The sequence below is a fragment of the Streptomyces agglomeratus genome, assembly GCF_001746415.1.
Classification (GTDB): domain Bacteria; phylum Actinomycetota; class Actinomycetes; order Streptomycetales; family Streptomycetaceae; genus Streptomyces; species Streptomyces agglomeratus.
Window position 1 is genome coordinate 2663429 of record NZ_MEHJ01000001.1, and the last position, 18974, is coordinate 2682402.

16 protein-coding genes and 1 pseudogene are annotated in these 18974 nt (G+C 70.9%); 8 read left to right on the plus strand and 9 right to left on the minus strand.

All coding sequences use genetic code 11. The features are described from left to right. Window positions 1-142: 142 nt before the first annotated feature. From trxA to AS594_RS11125, 3 genes are all read right to left on the minus strand, one after another. Entirely contained in the window at window positions 143-496 is a 354-nt protein-coding gene (trxA, locus tag AS594_RS11115) for a thioredoxin (RefSeq protein WP_069933048.1), read from the minus strand. Continuing rightward, a complete protein-coding gene (locus AS594_RS11120) occupies window positions 496-966 on the minus strand; it encodes a MerR family transcriptional regulator (RefSeq protein WP_069933047.1) in 471 nt (156 codons plus the stop codon). Before AS594_RS11120 ends, trxA begins: the two co-directional genes overlap by 1 nt. 139 nt (window positions 967-1105) lie before the next feature. Further along, on the minus strand, window positions 1106-2503 hold the full coding sequence (locus AS594_RS11125; RefSeq protein ID WP_069933046.1) for a cation:dicarboxylate symporter family transporter: 1398 nt from the start codon (window positions 2501-2503) through the stop codon (window positions 1106-1108). A gap of 130 nt (window positions 2504-2633) precedes the next feature. Here AS594_RS11125 and AS594_RS11130 point away from each other — a divergent pair, with 130 nt between their 5' ends. The 3 genes from AS594_RS11130 to AS594_RS11140 all read left to right on the plus strand — a co-directional run bounded on the left by AS594_RS11130 (window position 2634) and on the right by AS594_RS11140 (window position 5799). Beyond that, window positions 2634-4241, plus strand: coding sequence for a sensor histidine kinase (locus tag AS594_RS11130; RefSeq protein ID WP_069933045.1), 1608 nt, complete (start codon window positions 2634-2636; stop codon window positions 4239-4241). After that, window positions 4238-4930 carry a response regulator gene (locus AS594_RS11135; RefSeq protein WP_069933044.1) on the plus strand — a complete coding sequence of 231 codons (693 nt, stop codon included), beginning with the start codon at window positions 4238-4240 and terminating at the stop codon, window positions 4928-4930. The genes AS594_RS11130 and AS594_RS11135 overlap by 4 nt, the downstream gene beginning before the upstream one ends. A 194-nt stretch (window positions 4931-5124) precedes the next feature. After that, window positions 5125-5799 carry a helix-turn-helix domain-containing protein gene (locus AS594_RS11140; RefSeq protein ID WP_420877775.1) on the plus strand — a complete coding sequence of 225 codons (675 nt, stop codon included), beginning with the start codon at window positions 5125-5127 and terminating at the stop codon, window positions 5797-5799. Here the strand turns inward: AS594_RS11140 and AS594_RS11145 are convergent. Together AS594_RS11145 and AS594_RS11150 are read right to left on the minus strand one after the other, a co-directional pair. Beyond that, the gene (locus AS594_RS11145; RefSeq protein WP_069933043.1) at window positions 5771-6829 is read right to left on the minus strand and encodes a helix-turn-helix domain-containing protein; all 1059 of its coding nucleotides are present in this window, start codon (window positions 6827-6829) and stop codon (window positions 5771-5773) included. The two genes, AS594_RS11140 and AS594_RS11145, sit on opposite strands and share 29 nt — an antisense overlap. A gap of 224 nt (window positions 6830-7053) precedes the next feature. Beyond that, window positions 7054-8079, minus strand: coding sequence for an ATP-dependent 6-phosphofructokinase (locus AS594_RS11150; RefSeq protein WP_069926863.1), 1026 nt, complete (start codon window positions 8077-8079; stop codon window positions 7054-7056). 270 nt (window positions 8080-8349) lie between these two features. Between AS594_RS11150 and pta the strand changes: the two genes are divergently transcribed. From pta to pyk, 3 genes are all read left to right on the plus strand, one after another. After that, window positions 8350-10425 (plus strand): phosphate acetyltransferase, encoded by a 2076-nt coding sequence (pta, locus tag AS594_RS11155; RefSeq protein WP_069933042.1) that lies wholly within the window; start codon window positions 8350-8352, stop codon window positions 10423-10425. A gap of 80 nt (window positions 10426-10505) precedes the next feature. Further along, entirely contained in the window at window positions 10506-11717 is a 1212-nt protein-coding gene (locus AS594_RS11160) for an acetate kinase (RefSeq protein ID WP_069926865.1), read from the plus strand. A 74-nt stretch (window positions 11718-11791) separates the two neighbouring features. Continuing rightward, a complete protein-coding gene (gene pyk, locus AS594_RS11165; protein ID WP_069926866.1) occupies window positions 11792-13228 on the plus strand; it encodes a pyruvate kinase in 1437 nt (478 codons plus the stop codon). Between the two features lie 88 nt (window positions 13229-13316). Here pyk and AS594_RS11170 read toward each other — a convergent pair whose 3' ends face one another. The 4 genes from AS594_RS11170 to AS594_RS11185 all read right to left on the minus strand — a co-directional run bounded on the left by AS594_RS11170 (window position 13317) and on the right by AS594_RS11185 (window position 17607). Continuing rightward, the gene (locus AS594_RS11170) at window positions 13317-14720 is read right to left on the minus strand and encodes an MSCRAMM family adhesin (RefSeq protein WP_069935083.1); all 1404 of its coding nucleotides are present in this window, start codon (window positions 14718-14720) and stop codon (window positions 13317-13319) included. After that, window positions 14710-15249 (minus strand): DUF6114 domain-containing protein, encoded by a 540-nt coding sequence (locus AS594_RS11175; protein WP_069933040.1) that lies wholly within the window; start codon window positions 15247-15249, stop codon window positions 14710-14712. The genes AS594_RS11170 and AS594_RS11175 overlap by 11 nt, the downstream gene beginning before the upstream one ends. A gap of 101 nt (window positions 15250-15350) precedes the next feature. Then, window positions 15351-15983, minus strand: coding sequence for a DUF6230 family protein (locus tag AS594_RS11180; RefSeq protein ID WP_069926869.1), 633 nt, complete (start codon window positions 15981-15983; stop codon window positions 15351-15353). Window positions 15984-16626: 643 nt separating this feature from the next. Next, window positions 16627-17607, minus strand: coding sequence for a tetratricopeptide repeat protein (locus AS594_RS11185; protein WP_079148226.1), 981 nt, complete (start codon window positions 17605-17607; stop codon window positions 16627-16629). A 327-nt stretch (window positions 17608-17934) separates the two neighbouring features. On the opposite strand from AS594_RS11185, the gene AS594_RS11190 reads away from it, so the two are divergent. Together AS594_RS11190 and AS594_RS40990 are read left to right on the plus strand one after the other, a co-directional pair. Then, window positions 17935-18591, plus strand: a complete 657-nt coding sequence (locus AS594_RS11190) for a TetR/AcrR family transcriptional regulator (protein WP_069926871.1) — start codon at window positions 17935-17937, stop codon at window positions 18589-18591. A gap of 198 nt (window positions 18592-18789) precedes the next feature. Beyond that, a pseudogene (locus AS594_RS40990) lies at window positions 18790-18918 on the plus strand (sugar O-acetyltransferase); the annotation flags it as partial. Window positions 18919-18974: the final 56 nt, after the last annotated feature.

Below are 18974 nucleotides of genomic sequence, written 5' to 3' on the forward strand. Positions count from 1 at the left end.
CCCAACAAGCTATGCTGTGTTCATGCGGCACCTCTGTGACCAATTTAATACAAGGTCGCAGAAACGCTCAATATACACAGAGAAATACCCCGGGTGTCAATTTCCCCGGGGTATTTCTTTTGCCCTGTCCGCAGCCGGTCGCCTACCTCTCCGCCGGCTCCAGCTCAAGCTCCTGCTGGAGCTCCGCGAGGAGCCGGCGCTTGGGGCGGGCGCCGACCATCTGCTTCACGGGCTCGCCGTCGCGGAAGACGATGAGCGTCGGCATGGACAGCACGCCGTACCGCAGGGTCGTCTCGGGGTTCATGTCCACATCGAGCTGGACGACCTTGAGCCGGCCGGCTTCCTCCCGGGCCACCTCGCTCAGTACGGGCGCGAGCTGACGGCAGGGCCCGCACCAGTCGGCCGTGAACTCGACCAGGACCGGCAGCCCGGATTTCAGTACGTCGTCGCCGAAGGTCGCGTCCGTGACCTCGTCCACATCCACTGCTCGCACCATCAGGCTCTCCTCAGTCCGTCGTTACGTCGGTCGTCGTCAGCCGCCGGTCCGGCAGCCGTCAGTTCGGCAGTCGACAGTTCGCAGCGCGGCTCGGGACCGCCCGGCAGCGCCGCCCCGGCTTCGAGTTCGGCGCGGGCGAGCTGGGCCCCCACCTGGACGCGGACGTCGTTCAACTGGCCGATCAGCACGTCCAGTTCGGCCAGCTTGCGCCGGTACACGTCCAGCGAGGCCGGGCAGGAGTCCCCCGCCGGATGGCCGGCCCGCAGACAGTCCACGAAGGGCCGGGTCTCCTCCAGGTCGAACCCGAACTCCTGGAGGACCCGGATCTGCCGGAGGAGCCGCAGGTCGTCCTCGTCGTACGTGCGGTAGCCGTTCACCGCGCGCCGGGCGGGGAGGAGCCCGCGGGACTCGTAGTAGCGCAGCGCCCGGGTGGTCGTCCCCGCCCGCTCCGCCAGCTCGCCGATTCGCATGGCCCGACGGTAATCGTTGACGTCGGCGTCAAGGCAAGGCAAGGCAGCAGGCGGCAGGCGGGGACGACGGAGGCGGGGGGCCCGGCCGTCACCGGCCGCGCCCCCCGCCTCCGTACACACGTCGCCGCTCCGGCGGCGGTCAGACCCGCGCCGCCGCCTTGTCGGCGTCACGCGACTCCGGCAGGCCATTCGGCTGCTCGCCGGCCGCCTCGTCCGCGTCGTCCCCGTCGGCCGGGTCGTGGTCGTCGACCAGCGTCTTCTCGTCGAAGGGGACCTGTCCGGCCAGCACCTGGTCGACGCGGCCCTTGTCGATCTCCTTCGTCCACGTGCCGATCAGGACGGTGGCCACCGCGTTGCCCGCGAAGTTCGTGAGGGCGCGCGCCTCGCTCATGAAGCGGTCGATGCCGACGATCAGGCCGACGCCGTCGACCAGTTCCGGGCGGTGCGACTGGAGGCCGCCCGCCAGCGTGGCCAGTCCGGCCCCGCTGACACCCGCCGCACCCTTGGAGGCGACAAGGAGGAAGAGGAGGAGCGGGATCTGCTCCGCGATCGACATCGGGGTGCCCATGGCGTCCGCGATGAACAGCGAGGCCATGGTCATGTAGATCATGGTGCCGTCGAGGTTGAAGGAGTACCCGGTCGGAACCGTGATGCCGACCACCGGCTTGCTCACGCCCAGGTGCTCCATCTTCGCGATGAGCCGCGGAAGGGCGGACTCCGAGGAGGAGGTGGACAGGATCAGCAGGAACTCACGGCCCAGGTACTTGAAGAGCGTGAGGATGTTGAGCCCCGCTACGACGCGCAGCATCGCGGCGAGCACGATGAAGACGAAGAGGAAGCAGGTGACGTAGAAGCCCAGCATCAGCACGGCGAGGCTCTTCAGGGCGTCGAGTCCGGCCGAGCCGGTGACGGCCGCGATCGCGCCGAAGGCACCGATCGGCGCCGCCCACATCACCATGCCGAGGATGCGGAAGACGAGTCGCTGGATGTGCTCCACGCCGCGCAGGACGGGCCGGCCGGCCGGACCCATGGCCTGTAGCGCGAACCCGGCGAGCAGCGCCACGAGGAGTGTCTGGAGGACTTCGCCCGTGGTGAAGGCCGAGACGAACGAGGTGGGGATGATGCCGAGCACGAACTCGACCGTGTCCTTGGCCTCGGCCGTGACCTGGCCCTGGCCCGCCTCCTTGATCGCGTCGGTCACCGCCAGGCTGTCACCGGGGTGCAGCACGTTGCCGACGAGCAGGCCGATGGAGAGCGCCACCAGTGACATCACCGTGAAGTAGCCGAGCGCGATGCCACCGACCGCGCCGACCTTGGCGGCCTTGCGGACCGAGCCGATGCCCAGCACGATCGTGCAGAAGATGATCGGCGAGATCATCATCTTGATCAGATTGACGAAGCCGGTGCCGAGTGGCTTGAGCTCAACGGCCACACCGGGGGCGGCGAAGCCCACCACGATGCCGAGAATCACGGCGACGATGACGGCGATGTAGAGATAATGCGTGCGGTCCCGTCTTGCGGCTGCTGTCCCTGCCACGGGGTCCTCCTCGGATTGTCCTGCGATGCCCACGTCCCGTTGGGTCCCGGCGACTATCCATCACGCCTGTGACGGCCGTCACTGTTGCGTGCATTTCGTTCACGGGTTTTCGGACAGGCACACTTGCCGCATGCGCCTTCCCCGCCCCCGCAGCCTGGCCGGCCAGCTCTTCGCGATGCAGGTCGTCCTGGTGACGGCGATCGTCACGGGATGCGCCCTCTTCGCGTACGTCTCGGACCGCTCCCAGGCCGAGGAGACGGCGCGGCGGCAGGCGTACGCGACCGCCACCGCCGTCGCCAAGTCCCCGGCGGTGATCGAGGCGGCGCGCTCCGACCACCCGACGGGGCTCCTCCAGCCGTACACGGAGGCGCTGCGCAAGGAGGCCGGCGTCACCTTCGTGACGATCATGGCGCCGGACGGCACCCGCTGGACCCACCCGGAGGCGCAGCAGATCGGCCGGACGTATCTGGGACACACCGGGCCGGCGCTGGCGGGCAGCACCTTCGACGAGACGTACGTGGGAGTCCTGGGGCGGTCGGTGCGCGTGGTGGCGCCGGTGCGGGACACCGAGGAGCGCGGCGAGCGGATCATCGGGCTCGTCAGCGCGGGCATCACCATCGAGGCGATCAGCGCGCAGGTGCGGCAGCAGGTGACGGCGCTGCTCGGCGTGGCGTCGGGCGCGCTCGCCCTCGGCGGTCTCGGTACGTACGTCATCAACGCCCGGCTGCGGCGGCACACCCACGGCATGAACGCCGGCGAGCTGAACCGGATGCACGACTACCACGAGGCCGCGCTGCACGCGGTGCGCGAAGGGCTGCTGATGCTCGACGGGCAGCGGCGCATCGCCCTGATCAACGACGGCGGCCGCGAGTTGCTCGGGCTGGGGCCGGACGCCGTCGGCCGCCCGGTGGCCGAAATCAACCTGCCGGGCCCGCTGACGTCGGCGCTGCTCGCACCGGAGCCGCGTGTCGACGAGGTGCATCTGACGGCGGACCGGGTGATCGTCGTCAACAGCCGGCCGGTCACGGGCGGCGAGCGGCGCGGCACCGTCGTAACCCTGCGCGACCACACCGAGCTCCAGGCACTGTCCGGCGAGCTGGATTCGGAGCGGGGCTTCACACAGGCACTGCGCTCGCAGGCGCACGAGGCGGCGAACCGCCTGCACACCGTCGTCTCGCTCATCGAACTCGGCCGGGTGGACGAGGCCGTGGAGTTCGCCACGGCGGAGCTCGAACTGGCGCAGGCCCTGACCGATCAGGTCGTCGGCGCGGTCGGTGAGCCGGTGCTGGCGGCGCTGCTGCTCGGAAAGGCGGCGCAGGCCAACGAGCGCGGTGTGGCGCTCGTCCTGGACGAGGACAGCCGGATCGACGACGGCCTGCTGCCGCGCGCCGTGCCGGCCCGGGACCTGGTGACGATCCTCGGCAACCTGATCGACAACGCGGTGGACGCGGCGCAGGGCAGCGACGGCGCGCGGGTCACCGTGTCGGCCCGCACGGACCAGGGCTCCGGGCTGCTGCTGCGGGTGGCGGACACCGGTCCGGGGATCGCGCCCGCCTCGGCGGACGCGGTCTTCGCCCGCGGCTGGTCGACGAAGAGCCCGGGGCGCGGGCTGGGGCTGGCGCTGGTCCGGCAGGCGGTGCACCGGGCCGGCGGCTCGGTCGAGCTGACCGCGGCGCAGGGCGGCGGCGCGGAATTCACCGTACGACTGCCGCTGCGCGCGGAAGCGGCCACGGCATGAGCTCCGCCGGGCCGCCCCCGATCCGCGTCCTCGTCGTCGAGGACGACCCCGTCGCGGCCGACGCCCACGCCCTGTACGTCGCCCGTGTCCCCGGCTTCACCGTCGCCGGGGTCGCCCATTCGCGGGCGCAGGCGGTCCGGGCGCTCGACCGCGGCCCGGTCGACCTGCTGCTGCTGGACCTCTACCTCCCCGACGGGCACGGCCTGCATCTCGTACGCGCGATCCGCGGCGCCGGGCACAGCGCCGACGTCATCGCCGTCACCTCGGCCCGCGATCTCGCCGTCGTACGGGAGGGGGTGTCCCTGGGGGTCGTCCAGTACGTCCTCAAACCCTTCACCTTCGCCACCCTGCGCGACCGCCTCGTCCGCTACGCCGAGTTCCGCGCCACCGCCGGCGAGGCCAGCGGCCAGGACGAGGTGGACCGCGCGCTCGGCGCCCTGCGCACTCCCCAGCCGGCCGCGCTCCCCAAAGGGCTGAGCGCCCCGACGCTGGACGCGGTGACCCGTACCCTGCGCGCGTCGGCCAGCGGCACCACCGCCGCCGCGGCCGCCGCCGCGCTGGGGATCTCGCGGATCACCGCCCGCCGCTATCTGGAGCACCTGGTCTCGGCCGGCCGCGCCGAACGCAGTCCGCAGTACGGCCAGGTCGGCCGCCCGGAGCTGCACTACCGCTGGATCGCCGTGCGCTGAGGGCGAGTTGACCGTCCCGCCCCTCCCTCACGCGCCACCCGCGCGGCCTTTCGCGCCGGGCGGGGGCGGTCCCGGGGGTGACCGGAGGGTAACCTGAGGATGGCAGGAGAGATCGTAGGAACGTAGGACGTTCCTACGAGTTGTGATCTTGGGTGAACGCACCGTAGTCATGCAAGCGCTTGCCTCCATACGGTGTGCCCGTGCACCCCTCTCCGCCTTTCAACGCTCTCGCCTCTCGCCAACTGCGCGAGGCCCTCGGCATGGCGCCGGGCCATGTCGCCTACGGGCTGCGTGCGCAGTACGGCCTGAACATCGGTCCCGACCTCGTCGTCGCGTGGGAGCGCGGGCAGCGCGCACCCTCCATGCAGGAGATCAGCGCCCTCGCCGGAGTCCTGTGGTGCGCGGTCGGCGACCTGATCGCCGCCCCGGGCACCCTGCGCGAGCACCGGATGGCGCGGGGCCTGGCGGCGCCTGACCTGGCGCGGATGGTCGGCGTGGACCCGAACGCGTACCAGCGGATGGAGGACACGGGACGGTGGCGCGGCAACGAGCGGCAGTCCGCCGCGCTCTCCGAGATCCTCGGCCTCACCCCGCAGGAGTTCGTCACGGCGACGGGCCGCGACGAGGACCTGGCCGAGGTCCTGAGCAGCGCGGTGACGACGCGCTGGCAGGCGTACGTACGACCGGCGGCCAAGCTCGTTCCGGTGCCGCGCCACCAGCTGGAGGAGGCGCTCCAGCGCCTGCACTCCGACTACCAGTCACGGATGGTGTCGACGCTGAGCTGGAGCGGCGGCGGCTCGGGGGACGGCGCGAAGGGCCGGGAATTCCTCGACGGGATAGTCAGCTACTTCTGGCGGCTGATGCCCTGACGGGCGGTTCGAACCGGAAGATCTGCCGCGCCGCGTCCGCCGCGCACTCCGTCTGGACGACCTCGGCCCAGAGCCTGTCCGCGGTGTCCGCGCCGGCGTCCGGGCCGCCGTCGTCGACTCCGAGGCAGAAGCCGGTGTGCAGGGGCCTGATCCGGTAGCCCTCGACGGGGCGTGCGACCGGCTCCAGCCGGAAGGTCTCCGCCTTGCCGCGCCTGCCGCAGTAGTCGTTCTCCAGCGGCGCGGGCGTCTGCCGGGACGACCGCTGGACGCCCATGCAGCCTTCGCCGTACGTCGGGTGCAGTGTGGCGATGCGCCAGGTGCCGCCCGCGCGCGGGACGAGCGTGAAGCGGGGGATCGCGCCCGCGCAGGGCCCCTGGTAGAGGTGGCCGCTGGAGCCCGAGCGCTCGGTCAGGCAGAGGTCCGACTCCCCCACCTTCACCAGCCGCTCCCCCGCGACCGGCCGGCTTACCGGCCCGCCGCCCCGCCTGCCCGCCGGCTCGCTCGCCGCCGTGCTCCCCCGATCGCCGCCCGGTCCGCCGCCCTGCTTGTCCTCGTCCCCGCCGCCCCACGCGAACAACCAGGCCGCCACCGCCGCGACCAGCGCGAGGACCACCGGTACGGCCGGCACGGTCCGCCGCTTCCCCGCACCCGCACCACCGGAACCGCCGCCGGCGCCGTCCGCCGCCTCCGTACCGCTGTCGCGCGCCTCTTCGGCACCCCGGACACCCGCGGCGGCCAGCTCCTTGCGGACCTTCAGCCAGCTGTCGACCGTGCCGGGTCCGCTGCCGCACGCCCGTACGTACGCCGCCACCAGTTCCTCGCGGGGCAGTGTCGTGCGCGCCAGCATGTTGGCGACCGTACTGCGCGGCAGTACGTCGCCGACCGCCTCCGCCCGCGCCGTCAGCTCCCGGTAGGTGAACCCGGACCATTCCCTGAGCGCCCGCAGGCCGGCGATGAACTCGCCGGCGTCGCGTATCGCGCCCGGATCCGGGGACTCCCCCGCCCCGGGCCCGCCGGTCACGTCGGACATGCGCGTGCTCCCGCCTCTCCCGCCCCGCCGGACAGAGTTGGGACATGTCCGGGACAACGAAGAGCCTTGTTGAAAGCGGCGGGCAACTCAAGAGTGGGAACCGGCAACTCCGGCCGGAACGGACCGGACGCGGCCGAGCGGCCCTGATCGTCCACGGGGGAGTCGATCAGGGCCGCTCGAAGGTCAGGCCGGCCGCTGTGCGGGGCACGCGGGGGCGGTGCGGCTCAGAAGACCGATTCGGCCTCGTACATCCGCTCGTCCGGCACCGTCTTCAGCTCCTCCACACCCGCCGCCAGCGGCACCATCGTGATCTCGGTGCCGGTCAGCGCCGTCATGTTGCCGAAGTCGCCGCGGTGCACCGCCTCCACCGCGTGCCAGCCGAAGCGGGTGGCGAGGACGCGGTCGTACGCCGTCGGGGTGCCGCCGCGCTGGACGTGGCCGAGGATGACGGGCCGCGCCTCCTTGCCGAGGCGCTTCTCCAGCTCGCTGGCGAGCCGGTTGCCGATGCCGGTGAACCGCTCGTGCCCGAACTGGTCGATGGCGCCCTTCTCGTACGGCATCGAGCCTTCGGCCGGACGCGCGCCCTCCGCGATGCAGACGACGGCGAACTTCTTGCCGCGCGAGAAGCGTTCCTCGACCATCTTCACCAGGTCGTCGACCTCGAAGGGCCGCTCGGGCAGGCAGATGCCGTGCGCGCCGCCCGCCATCCCGGACTCCAGCGCGATCCAGCCCGCGTGCCGGCCCATGACCTCGACGACCATCACGCGCTGGTGCGACTCGGCGGTGGTCTTGAGGCGGTCTATGGCGTCGGTCGCGACTCCGACGGCCGTGTCGAAGCCGAAGGTGCGGTCCGTACCGTTGATGTCGTTGTCGATGGTCTTCGGTACGCCGACCACCGGCATTCCCGCGTCCGACAGCATCCGGGACGCGGTGAGCGTGCCCTCGCCGCCGATCGGGATGAGCGCGTCGATGCCTGAGCGCTCCGCCAACTCGTGCCAGTTCTCTGCGGCTTCGCGCAGCCGGTCGCGCTCCAGGCGCGCCGAGCCGAGGATCGTGCCGCCGCGGGCCAGGATGCCGCTGACGGCGTCCAGGTCGAGAGGGCGGAAATGGCCGTCGAGCAGGCCCTTGAATCCGTCCTCGAAGCCGATGACTTCGTCGCCGTGACCTGCGACGGCGCGGTGCACGACCGACCGGATCACTGCGTTCAGCCCGGGGCAGTCTCCGCCTGCGGTGAGAACTCCGATACGCATCGTGCTGTGTCTCCTGCTCGCTAGTGGTACATGTGAGCCAGAATCCGATTGTTCCACGGTCCGCATGGCCTCCGCGCTTCCGGCTACTCCTCCATCAGGGCCTGATCCGGGCCGTACGGAGGCATCGCGGAGGCGCTGCGGAGACCTTGCGGACATGCCGTGCGAGGTCGTCGGTACCGGGCCGCACAGCCCCCGCCCGGCGGGCGCCCTATCCACCCGCACAGGTATTGTCAAGAGGGCAAGACCACCCTATCTGGACGGAGAGCACGCGTGACGCGCAGCGTGTACGTGACCGGGATCGACCGGGGAGACGGCCGGCAGGTCATCGAGCTGGGAGTCATGGAGCTCCTGACGCGCCAGGTGGACCGGGTGGGTGTCTTCCGCCCCCTGGTGCACGACGGGCCGGACCGGCTCTTCGACCTGCTGCGCGCCCGGTACCGGCTGTCCCAGGATCCGGAGACCGGCTACGGGATGTACTACCGGGAGGCGGCGGCGCTCCAGGCCGAGAGGGGCACCGACGAACTGGTCACCCGTGTCGTCGACCGCTTCCACCGGGTGGCCCGGGACTACGAGGTCGTCCTCGTCCTCGGTACGGACTTCGCCGACACCCAGCTTCCCGACGAGCTGGCCCTGAACGCCCGCCTGGCCAACGAGTTCGGCGCCTCGGTGATCCCGGTGGTCGGCGGCCGGAAGCAGCCCGCCGACGCCGTGCGCGCCGAGACCCGCAACGCGTACCGCGCGTACGAGGCACTCGGCTGCCAGGTCCTCGCCATGGTCGCCAACCGGGTCGCCCCGGCGGACCGCGCGGAGATCGCCGAGCGCCTGGAGGCCCGCCTCCCGGTGCCCTGCTACGTGCTGCCGGACGAGCCGGCGCTGGCCGCTCCGACGGTCGCCCAGATCACGCACGCCCTCGGCGGCAAGGTGGTGCTCGGGGACCACGCGGGCCTGGCGCGCGACGCCCTGGACTTCGTCTTCGGCGGCGCGATGCTGCCCAACTTCCTCAACGCCCTGACCCCCGGCTGCCTCGTCGTGACCCCGGGCGACCGCGCCGACCTGGTGGTGGGGGCGCTCGCGGCGCACAGCGCCGGGACCCCGCCCATAGCGGGCGTACTCCTGACCCTCGACGAGCGGCCCGGCGACGAGGTCCTCACCCTGGCATCGCGCCTCGCGCCGGGCACCCCCGTGGTCTCGGTGGCGGGCGGCTCCTTCCCCACCGCCGGTGAGCTGTTCGCCCTGGAGGGCAAGCTCAACGCCGCGACCCCCCGCAAGGCGGAGACCGCGCTCGGCCTCTTCGAGCGGTACGTCGACACCGCCGACCTGCTGGAGCGCATGGCGGTTGCCCGCAGCGGCCGTGTCACGCCGATGATGTTCGAGCACGAGCTGCTGGAGCGGGCCCGCGCCAACCGCCGCCGTGTCGTACTGCCCGAGGGCACAGAGGAGCGCGTGCTGCGCGCCGCCGACGTACTGCTGCGCCGCGACGTGTGCGACCTGACGCTGCTCGGCGACGTCGACGTACTGCGCAAGAAGGCCGCCGACCTGGGCATCGACCTCAGCAAGACCCAGCTCATCGACCCGCAGACCTCCGAGCTGCGGAGCCGTTTCGCGGAGAAGTACGCGAAGCTGCGCGCGCACAAGGGCGTCAGCGTGGAGCTGGCGTACGACGTGGTGGCCGACGTCAACTACTTCGGCACGCTGATGGTCCACGAGGGTCTGGCCGACGGCATGGTCTCCGGCTCGGTGCACTCCACCGCCGCGACCATCCGCCCCGCCTTCGAGATCATCAAGACCAAGCCGGACGCGAAGATCGTCTCCTCGGTCTTCTTCATGCTGCTCGCCGACCGGGTGCTCGTGTACGGCGACTGCGCGGTCAACCCCGACCCGGACGCCGTGCAGCTCGCGGACATCGCCGTGCAGTCGGCGGCCACGGCCGAGAAGTTCGGTGTGGACCCCCGGATCGCGATGCTGTCGTACTCCACGGGCAGCTCCGGCACCGGTGCGGACGTCGACAAGGTCCGCGACGCCACCGAGCTGGTGCGCGCCGGCCGTCCGGACCTGCTGGTCGAGGGGCCGATCCAGTACGACGCGGCCGTGGAGCCGTCGGTCGCCGCCACCAAACTGCCGGGCTCGGAGGTCGCCGGCCAGGCCACGGTGCTGATCTTCCCCGACCTGAACACCGGCAACAACACCTACAAGGCCGTCCAGCGCTCGGCCGGCGCCGTCGCCGTCGGCCCGGTCCTCCAGGGCCTGAACAAGCCGGTCAACGACCTGTCGCGCGGCGCGCTGGTGCAGGACATCGTCCAGACGGTCGCCATCACGGCGATCCAGGCACAGGGTGTGAACCTGTGACGGCCGACCCCGCGCCCGCGAACGCCCCGCGTGCGGCGAGCACCCCGAGCATCCCTCCGAGCCCCGAAGGCCCCGCACCCGTGACCGCTTCCGCCACCCGCGTCCTCGTCCTCAACTCCGGCTCCTCGTCGGTGAAGTACCAGCTGCTCGACATGCGCGACAGCGCGCGTCTCGCCGTCGGCCTGGTGGAGCGCATCGGCGAGGAGACCTCCCGGCTGGTGCACACCCCGCTCACCGACGGCGGCGGGAAGCGCGAGCGCACCGGGCCGATCGCCGACCACGAGGCCGCGCTCAAAGCCGTCGCCGAGGAGCTCGCGCACGACGGGCTCGGCCTGGACTCCCCCGAGCTGGCCGCCATCGGCCACCGCGTCGTGCACGGCGGCCTGAGGTTCAGCGCGCCGACCGTGATCACCGACGAGGTGATGGCGGAGATCGAGCGGCTCGTCCCGGTCGCCCCGCTGCACAACCCGGCGAACATCACCGGCATCCGCACCGCCCAGGCGATGCGCCCGGACCTGCCGCAGGTCGCCGTCTTCGACACCGCCTTCCACACGACCATGCCGGAGTCGGCGGCCCGCTACGCGATCGACGTCGAGACCGCCGACGCCCACCGCATCCGCCGGTACGGCTTCCACGGCACTTCGCACGCGTTCGTCTCGCGCGAGACGGCCAAGCTGCTGGGCAAGGACCCCTCCGAGGTCAACGTCATCGTGCTGCACCTCGGCAACGGGGCCTCGGCGTCCGCGGTGCGCGGCGGGAAGTGCGTGGACACGTCCATGGGACTGACCCCCTTGGAAGGGCTGGTCATGGGTACGCGCTCCGGTGACGTCGATCCCGCGGTGACGTTCCACCTGGAGCGGGTCGCCGGGATGAGCACGGACGAGATCGACGTATTGCTGAACAAGAAAAGCGGGCTTGTCGGCCTTTGCGGTGACAACGACATGCGGGAGATACGCCGTCGTATCGACGAGGGTGATCAGCGCGCATTGCTGGCTTTCGAGATCTACATCCACCGGCTGAAGAAATACATCGGCGCTTACTACGCCGTTCTCGGCCGGGTCGACGCGGTGGTGTTCACCGCGGGAGTCGGCGAGAACGCGGCCCCCGTGCGCGCGGCCGCGGTCGAGGGCCTGGAGGAGCTCGGACTGGTGGTGGACGCGGATCTGAACGCCGTACGGTCGGACGCGGCGCGGCTGATCTCGCCCGGGTACGCCCGGGTCGCGGTCGCCGTGGTGCCGACCGACGAAGAGCTGGAAATCGCCCGGCAGACGTATGCGTTGGTCAACGCCTGAGCGGCATCCCGCCCATTTGTACATTCCACCAGACGGAATATTCCGCAGCGAAACAAACCGATAGGATCCGCCTCATGCGCCGTTCCAAAATCGTCTGCACACTGGGTCCCGCCGTCGACTCCCATGACCAGCTCGTGGCTCTGATCGAAGCCGGCATGAGCGTGGCCCGATTCAACTTCAGCCACGGCACCCACGCCGAGCACCAGAGCCGGTACGACCGGGTCCGCAAGGCCGCCGAGGAGACGGGCCGCGCGGTGGGCGTGCTCGCCGACCTCCAGGGCCCGAAGATCCGGCTGGCGAAGTTCGCCGAGGGGCCGGTCGAACTGGTCCGCGGGGACGAGTTCGTCATCACCGTCGAGGACGTCCCCGGTGACAAGTCGATCTGCGGCACGACCTACAAGGGTCTGCCCGGCGACGTCTCCAAGGGCGACCCGATCCTGATCAACGACGGCAACGTCGAGCTCAAGGTCGTCTCGGTCGAGGGCCCGCAGGTCCACACCATCGTGATCGAGGGCGGTGTGGTCTCCGACCACAAGGGCATCAACCTGCCGGGCGCGGCGGTCAACGTCCCCGCCCTGTCCGAGAAGGACGTCGACGACCTGCGCTTCGCCCTGCGGATGGGCTGCGACATGGTCGCGCTGTCCTTCGTGCGGGACGCCGACGACGTCAAGGACGTCCACAAGGTGATGGACGAGGAGGGCCGCCGGGTCCCCGTCATCGCGAAGGTCGAGAAGCCGCAGGCCGTCGAGCACATGGAGGGCGTCGTCATGGCGTTCGACGGTGTGATGGTCGCCCGCGGCGACCTGGCCGTCGAGTACCCGCTCGAAAAGGTCCCGATGGTGCAGAAGCGGCTCATCGAGCTGTGCCGCCGCAACGCCAAGCCGGTGATCGTCGCGACCCAGATGATGGAGTCGATGATCACCAACTCGCGTCCGACGCGCGCCGAGGCGTCCGACGTCGCCAACGCGATCCTGGACGGCGCCGACGCCGTCATGCTGTCCGCCGAGTCCTCGGTCGGGGCGTACCCGATCGAGACGGTCAAGACGATGTCGAAGATCGTCGTCGCGGCCGAGGAGGAGCTTCTCTCCAAGGGCCTCCAGCCGCTGGTGCCGGGCAAGAAGCCCCGTACGCAGGGCGGTTCGGTCGCCCGCGCGGCCGCCGAGATCGCGGACTTCCTGAACGGCAAGGCCCTGGTCGCCTTCACCAAGTCCGGCGACACGGCCCGCCGGTTGTCCCGCTACCGCGCGGCCCAGCCGATCCTGGCCTTCACCACCGACGTCGGCACCCGCAACCAGCTCGCGCTGAGCTGGGGCGTCGAGTCCTTCGTCGTGCCGCACGTCGACAACACCGACGCGATGGTCGACCTGGTCGACGCCGAGCTGCTGAAGCTCCAGCGCTACAACAACGGCGACACCATGGTCATCACCGCCGGTTCGCCCCCCGGCGTACCCGGCACGACCAACATGGTCCGGGTGCACCACCTGGGCGGCGGCGGGCACGACGCGGCCTGACGCCCACCGCGCGACACGCGAAACGGCGGCGGCCCGCCCCCCGGTGAGAGGGGGCGGGCCGCCGCCGTTCGCCGTACCGCCGGGCGGATCAGCCGGTGTAGAAGTTGTGCAGGCCGGGGACCTTGAGCGTGCCGCCGAACTGGCCGGCCTGGGTCACCTTGACCTTCGTGAACATGGCGATCGGGACATTCAGCGGGGGCGGGGTCTCCGGGCTGAACGTGATCGGGATGAGGCCGAAGAGGTTGCCCTTCAGCTCCTCCGTGTACATGGTGACCGTGCCGTCGCGCAGGGTCGACTTGGACCCCGCGGCCGCCTGCACGTGCGCCGTGGTGCCGTTGGGGCCGACGACCTTCTGGTGAAGGTCCATGATGTCGGTCTGCTCGGCGGTGAACTTCAGTACCTTCTTGATCTTTCCGCTGCCGGTCCTGACCTCGACGATGCCCTTGTAGTCGAGCCCGCGCAGGGTGAGCATCGAGCTCTCCAGGATCCACGGGTCGTCCGGCAGGTCGGGGATGCCCTGTTCGAGCTTGGCGTTCGCGAGCGCCTCCGGGTCCGCCGTCGGGCAGGGGAAGGGCTCCTTGCCGTCGGCCCCGGCGGCGGGGTCGTCCGCCTTGCCGTCCGCCGCGTCGTCCGCGTCGTCCTTGGTGCCCTTGGCCTCGTCGCCGAGCTCTTCGACCTTCGCGCCCGCCTTGTCCGCCGCGTCCCTGATGGCGTCGGCGGTCTTGTCGGCCGCGTCGTCCACCGGGTTGTCGGCGGCCGGGTCCTTCGCCTCGTCGGCGCCGGGCCGCTGCGCGTCGGGCTTGGTGGCGTCCGGCTGCTCGGCGGCCGGCTGCTGCGCGGCCGGCTTCGTGTCGTCCGGCTGCTCGGCGGCCGGCTCCCCGGTCGCGCTGTCGCCGGCGGCCTCCGTCTCCGAGGGCTCCGGAGCGGCGGTCTCCTTGTCCGGCCCGTCGAACACGTCCTTGATCGCTTCGCCCACGCCCAGCGGGTCGAGCGGGTTCTTGGTCTCGCTCTCCGTCGGATCCGGCGTCGGCGTCGTGGGCTTGCCCGCCTCCGGCTCCTTGGTGGGCTCGGTGGCCGGCGCGGTGCTGCTCGCGTCGGCGTCCGGGGTCTCGCCGGGCTTCGGCGTCTCTCCGGTGCCGGGCGTCTCGGCCGGCTTGTCCGGCGTGGTGCCCGCACTCGGGGTGACCGACGGGGTGGGCGTGGCCGAGGGGGACTTGGACTCGGAGGCGTCCGGCTCAGGCGTGTCCGAGCGGGTGACGCACGGGCCGGGGGCGAACGGGTTGGTCACCTGGTCGTCGGCGAGCGCCAGCTTCGGGGTGAGTCCCATGCCCACGAACACCGCCGTGGGCATCGCGGCCAGGGCCATCGCCTTGCCCGCGGGTATTTGCAGCTTCGTCAGGAGCGACTTCCTGGGGGCCGCGTGACGCGGCCCGCTTCTTTCCCGCGTCCGGTCGCCCCCGGCCGCGGTCAGCTCCGCCTCGTCACCCCGCACTGTTCCTCCCGCCATTGGCGTCAACAGATGTGTCGGTTGCGTACGTGTGGTCCGTGCCGTCCGCGACTCCGGCCGGCCGGTCGCCCACGGGCGGGGCCTCGTCGGTCTTCGTCCCGTACTCGACAGGCGCGTCCGGCTTGGCCGGCGCCCAGGAGATGGACAGGGCTCCGCCGGTCAGCGCCAGCAGGAAGCCGACCCCGAAGCCGCCCAGATTGGACACGGGGATCGAGACGAGCGCCAGCAGAATCGAGGCGACGCCCGCGAAGATCCGGACGATGTGGTGGTACCACATGGTCAGGCCGAGCGTGACGAGCAGTACGCCGATGATCAGCGAGCCCGCTCCCGCCGTGGTGGCCATGGCCATCGTGAGGTGGCCGATCTTGATTTCGGCGTACGGAAGCCAGGCAATGGGCACACCGCCCACAAGGGTGAGCAGGCCCGCCCAGAACGGCCTGCCGCCCCGCCAGGCACGGAAGCGCAGCCGCCAGTAGTGGAAATCGCGGCTCGGACCCGAGGACTCGGCGCTCATGGAAAACAGCTCCCTGGAACCGGTGTTGCTGTGCAGAGATGAGGGAGGGGCAGCGGGCGGGACGCGCGACGCGTCACGCGTCCCGCCCGCAGAGGGGGTGCTTAGTAGCACTCCTTGACGCCCTTGTGCAGCTTCATGCTCAGACCACTGAGCTTGAAGGTGCCGGCCGTGGTGGCCCAGGCCTTCTGCTTCACGTCGGTCAGCACGGCCGAGTCGGCCTGCTGCGAGAAGCCGTACGGGTTGGCCCTGGTGCCCGGCTGGATACCCGGGCCCTTCGTGGCCTTGCCCGCCGCCACACCGATGTCGATGTTCTTGAACTCGGCGTTCGCGCCGAGCTCCTCGACGTCCAGGTACAGGTTCTCTGCCTTGACCGGCGTACCGTTCCCGCCGGCGGTGAGCTGGAGGGAGATGTTGCCGAAGATCGGGACGTTGGGCGTCACGACCGACTGACACATCTTGGTGATCTCGGCGGTCTTGAACGCCGACACGGCGACCGGGTGGGCAGCCTTGTTGCCCTCGAGGTCGGTGCCTTCGGCCATTCCTCCGTACTGGAAGAAGCCCTTACCTTCGAGCTTCTCCGCGCTGACCTTGAAGCTCTGGCCAGAAACGCTGAACGACGCCGCGAGCGCGCCCTGTGCGAGGGCGACACCTATCGCGGCCGTCGCGGCCACACTCGGCACCATGACGACGGCGAACCGCTTCCATCTGGTCCCGCCACGAACTGCAGACTCCATGACTTTCCTCCTTCTCGGACGTACATCTCCGGTACGGGCGAAGCCCGCAGGGGGATGGGAGAAGTGCTACGTCCTCGGGAAGGAGAGCGCCCGTATCGGAGGCGCAAACGACTTCCGAAACACCGGCGATCACCCCCGAGCGACAACCACTGGCCACGCATTCGCGCAACCTGTTGGACAGGCCCCGCCGTTCGGCAGAGACCCCCCTGTCCACGGTCGGCAGCTCTGCCGCCGGCCGGCTCGGTGGGGACCCACGGGACCGCGGCACGATTGGCTGTCGGGCTGGTGCGGTATTGGACCGAGCGTGGCCGATCGTGGTGCATTCAAGGCCGGTACACAAGGGGTTCGTTACTGGCTAGTAACGGCTGGATAACCGAAGCGCGACCGCCCGGTATCGAGGAACCACGGACGGTGCCGTCAAGTGACGGGAAATACCCAGTGATTGTCGCCCAGAAACGGGCAGAACACCTTGATCGACTTACTGCCAGTAACAGCGGCCGCGATTACCAAGTTTCGGTAAAACGCGGCCGCCTTTTGTCACTGTGTCGCCAAATCAACCCTGCCGGTCGCAGGAGCACCACCGGTGTTACCGGGCCCTATGGGGCCCTTCCGGGCACCAGTGACTACAACCGGCTACGACTGGTCAGAACAGCACCCTCGCGAGCGCGGCCCGTGCCGGCGCCACGCGCGGGTCGTCGCCGCCGATCACCTCGAAGAGCTCCAGCAGCCGCACCCGCGCCGCGTCGCGGTCGTCGCCGACGGTGCGGCGCACCGTCTCGACCAGACGCCCGAAGGCGTCCTCCACATGGCCGCCGACCAGATCCAGATCGGCCGCGGCGATCTGCGCCGCCACGTCGTCCGGATTCTCGGCGGCGTCCTGGCGCACCTTCTGCGGGTCGAGGTTCTGGACGCGCGCGAGGAGTTCCGCCTGCGCGAGACCGAGCTTGGCCTCGGTGTTGCCCGGGTCGTCGACCAGTACGTTCTTGTACGCCTGGACCGCGCCGCCGAAGTCGTTCGCGTCCAGCGCCCGCGCCGCCGCTTCGAGCAGTGCGTCGTACGGACCGGCGGGCGCCTCTGCCGCTTCCGCCGCACCTTCACCGGCGCCCGCCGCCGGGTCGACGGCGATACCCGTCAGCCCGAAGCGCTCCTCGGCGACCTGGATGAGCTGATCCAGCGTCTCGCGGATCTGCGCCTCGGGGGCCGCGCCCTGGAAGAGCGGCAGCGCCTGCCCGGCGACCACCGCGAAGACCGCCGGGATCCCCTGGATCCCGAACTGCTGCATCAGCATCTGATTGGAGTCGACGTCCACCTTGGCGAGGACGAAGCGACCGTTGTACTGGAGGGCGAGGCGTTCGAGGAGCGGGCCGAGCTGCTTGCACGGCTCGCACCACTCGGCCCAGAAGTCGATGACGACCGGGACTTCGGCGGAGCGCTGGAGGACATCGCGCTCGAAGCCGGCCTCGTCGACATCGATCACCAGACCGGACGGGGCAACGGCACCGCCACCGCCGCCGCTCCTGGCGGCCTCGGCACGCGCCTGCTCCGCCTTCTGCCGGGCTTCGCCGGCCGCCTTCACCGCGGCGAGGTCGACGACGCCGCTCATGGACATGTTCCTAGGCTGCATGCGTACATCCTCCCCCTTTCGCGCGCGGTAAAGAAAAACTTGTGCCGGTCCGGTGCCTGTACGGTCGCCGGACAGCCACCGCGAGGACACCGGATACACGAACCGCGCCCGCCCGCAGCCCCCCGCCGGTTTGCGAGGCGTACGGACGAACACGGCCCAAGGTCCCGAGGAGGACCGGTTCGGCGCGGGGTCCCCACCCTCGCGCCAGGGTTTGTCGCTTTGGTTGTCGCTCTTTCGCTACTGGTCGTAGCGTAACTGGAAAGCCGGTCCGCCCGGTAGGCGGCCACCGTGATCTGGCTCACCGGCACCTGACACCTACCGGCCGGTATGGTCGCGGGCATGTCCAGCCACCCCCCGCTCCCCCCTCCCAGCCGCACGGGCCGCCCGCGCAGCGTCGAGGCCCACGCCGCCATCCTCAGGGCGACGAGGGCCGCGCTGGTGGACCTGGGCTGGTCGAAGCTGACGATGGGCGACGTGGCGAGCCGGGCGGGAGTCGCCAAGACCACGCTGTACCGCCGCTGGGCGAACAAGAGCGAGCTGGTCGTCGACGCCGTGGCCGTCCTCTTCGACGAACTGCGGCTGCCGGACCGGGGAAGCCTGATGGCCGACGTCGAAGGGGTGGTGCTCCAGTTCGCCGCGCTGCTCGACCGGCCGGAGGCCAAGACCGCGCTGATGGCCGTCGTCGCGGAGTCGACGCGCGACGAGGCGCTGCGGAAACGTATCCGCTCGGCGATCGTCGACCGCCAGAAGTGCCTGGTGCTGCTGGGCCGGGAGCGCGCCCAGGCCCGCGGCGAACTGCCGTACGAGGACGACCCCGCCCAGGCGGCCCGTAACGCGGACCTGATCTTCGACATCATCGCGGGCGCCGTCGTCCACCGGGCCCTGGTGAGCGCGGAACCGGTGGACCGGGAGTGGGCCCACAGCTTCTCGCTCCTGCTGGTGAACGGCCTGACGTCGGGAGTCGCTTCGGAATCGGAGTCATAGGCCGGGCCCACGACGGCGGCGACGGACCACACCGCACGGTGGCGCCCGCCGCACATCCGTCCGGTCGGTGATGTCGCGTCAACTCCTGCTGCCCGAACCGGAACCCGTGGTCATGGAGCTGCGGGGACCGCATCCGCGCCCCGTTCCACCGCGACTACGGCCATCACATCGCCACCGGTACGGGCACGTTCGTCAACCGTCTGCCCCGGCGTGACCATCGGCCGCGCGAACGCGATGGTGGGCGCGGGCTCCGTGGTCACCAAGGGTCTGCTTCCCCCTGGCGTGCCGGCCGCCGGAAGCCCGACGCGCGTCGTCCGCACGCTGTGACCCCGGCCGCCGGGCGGGCGCGCGCCCGTCCCCCTGGCGACCGACGCCCGGGGACG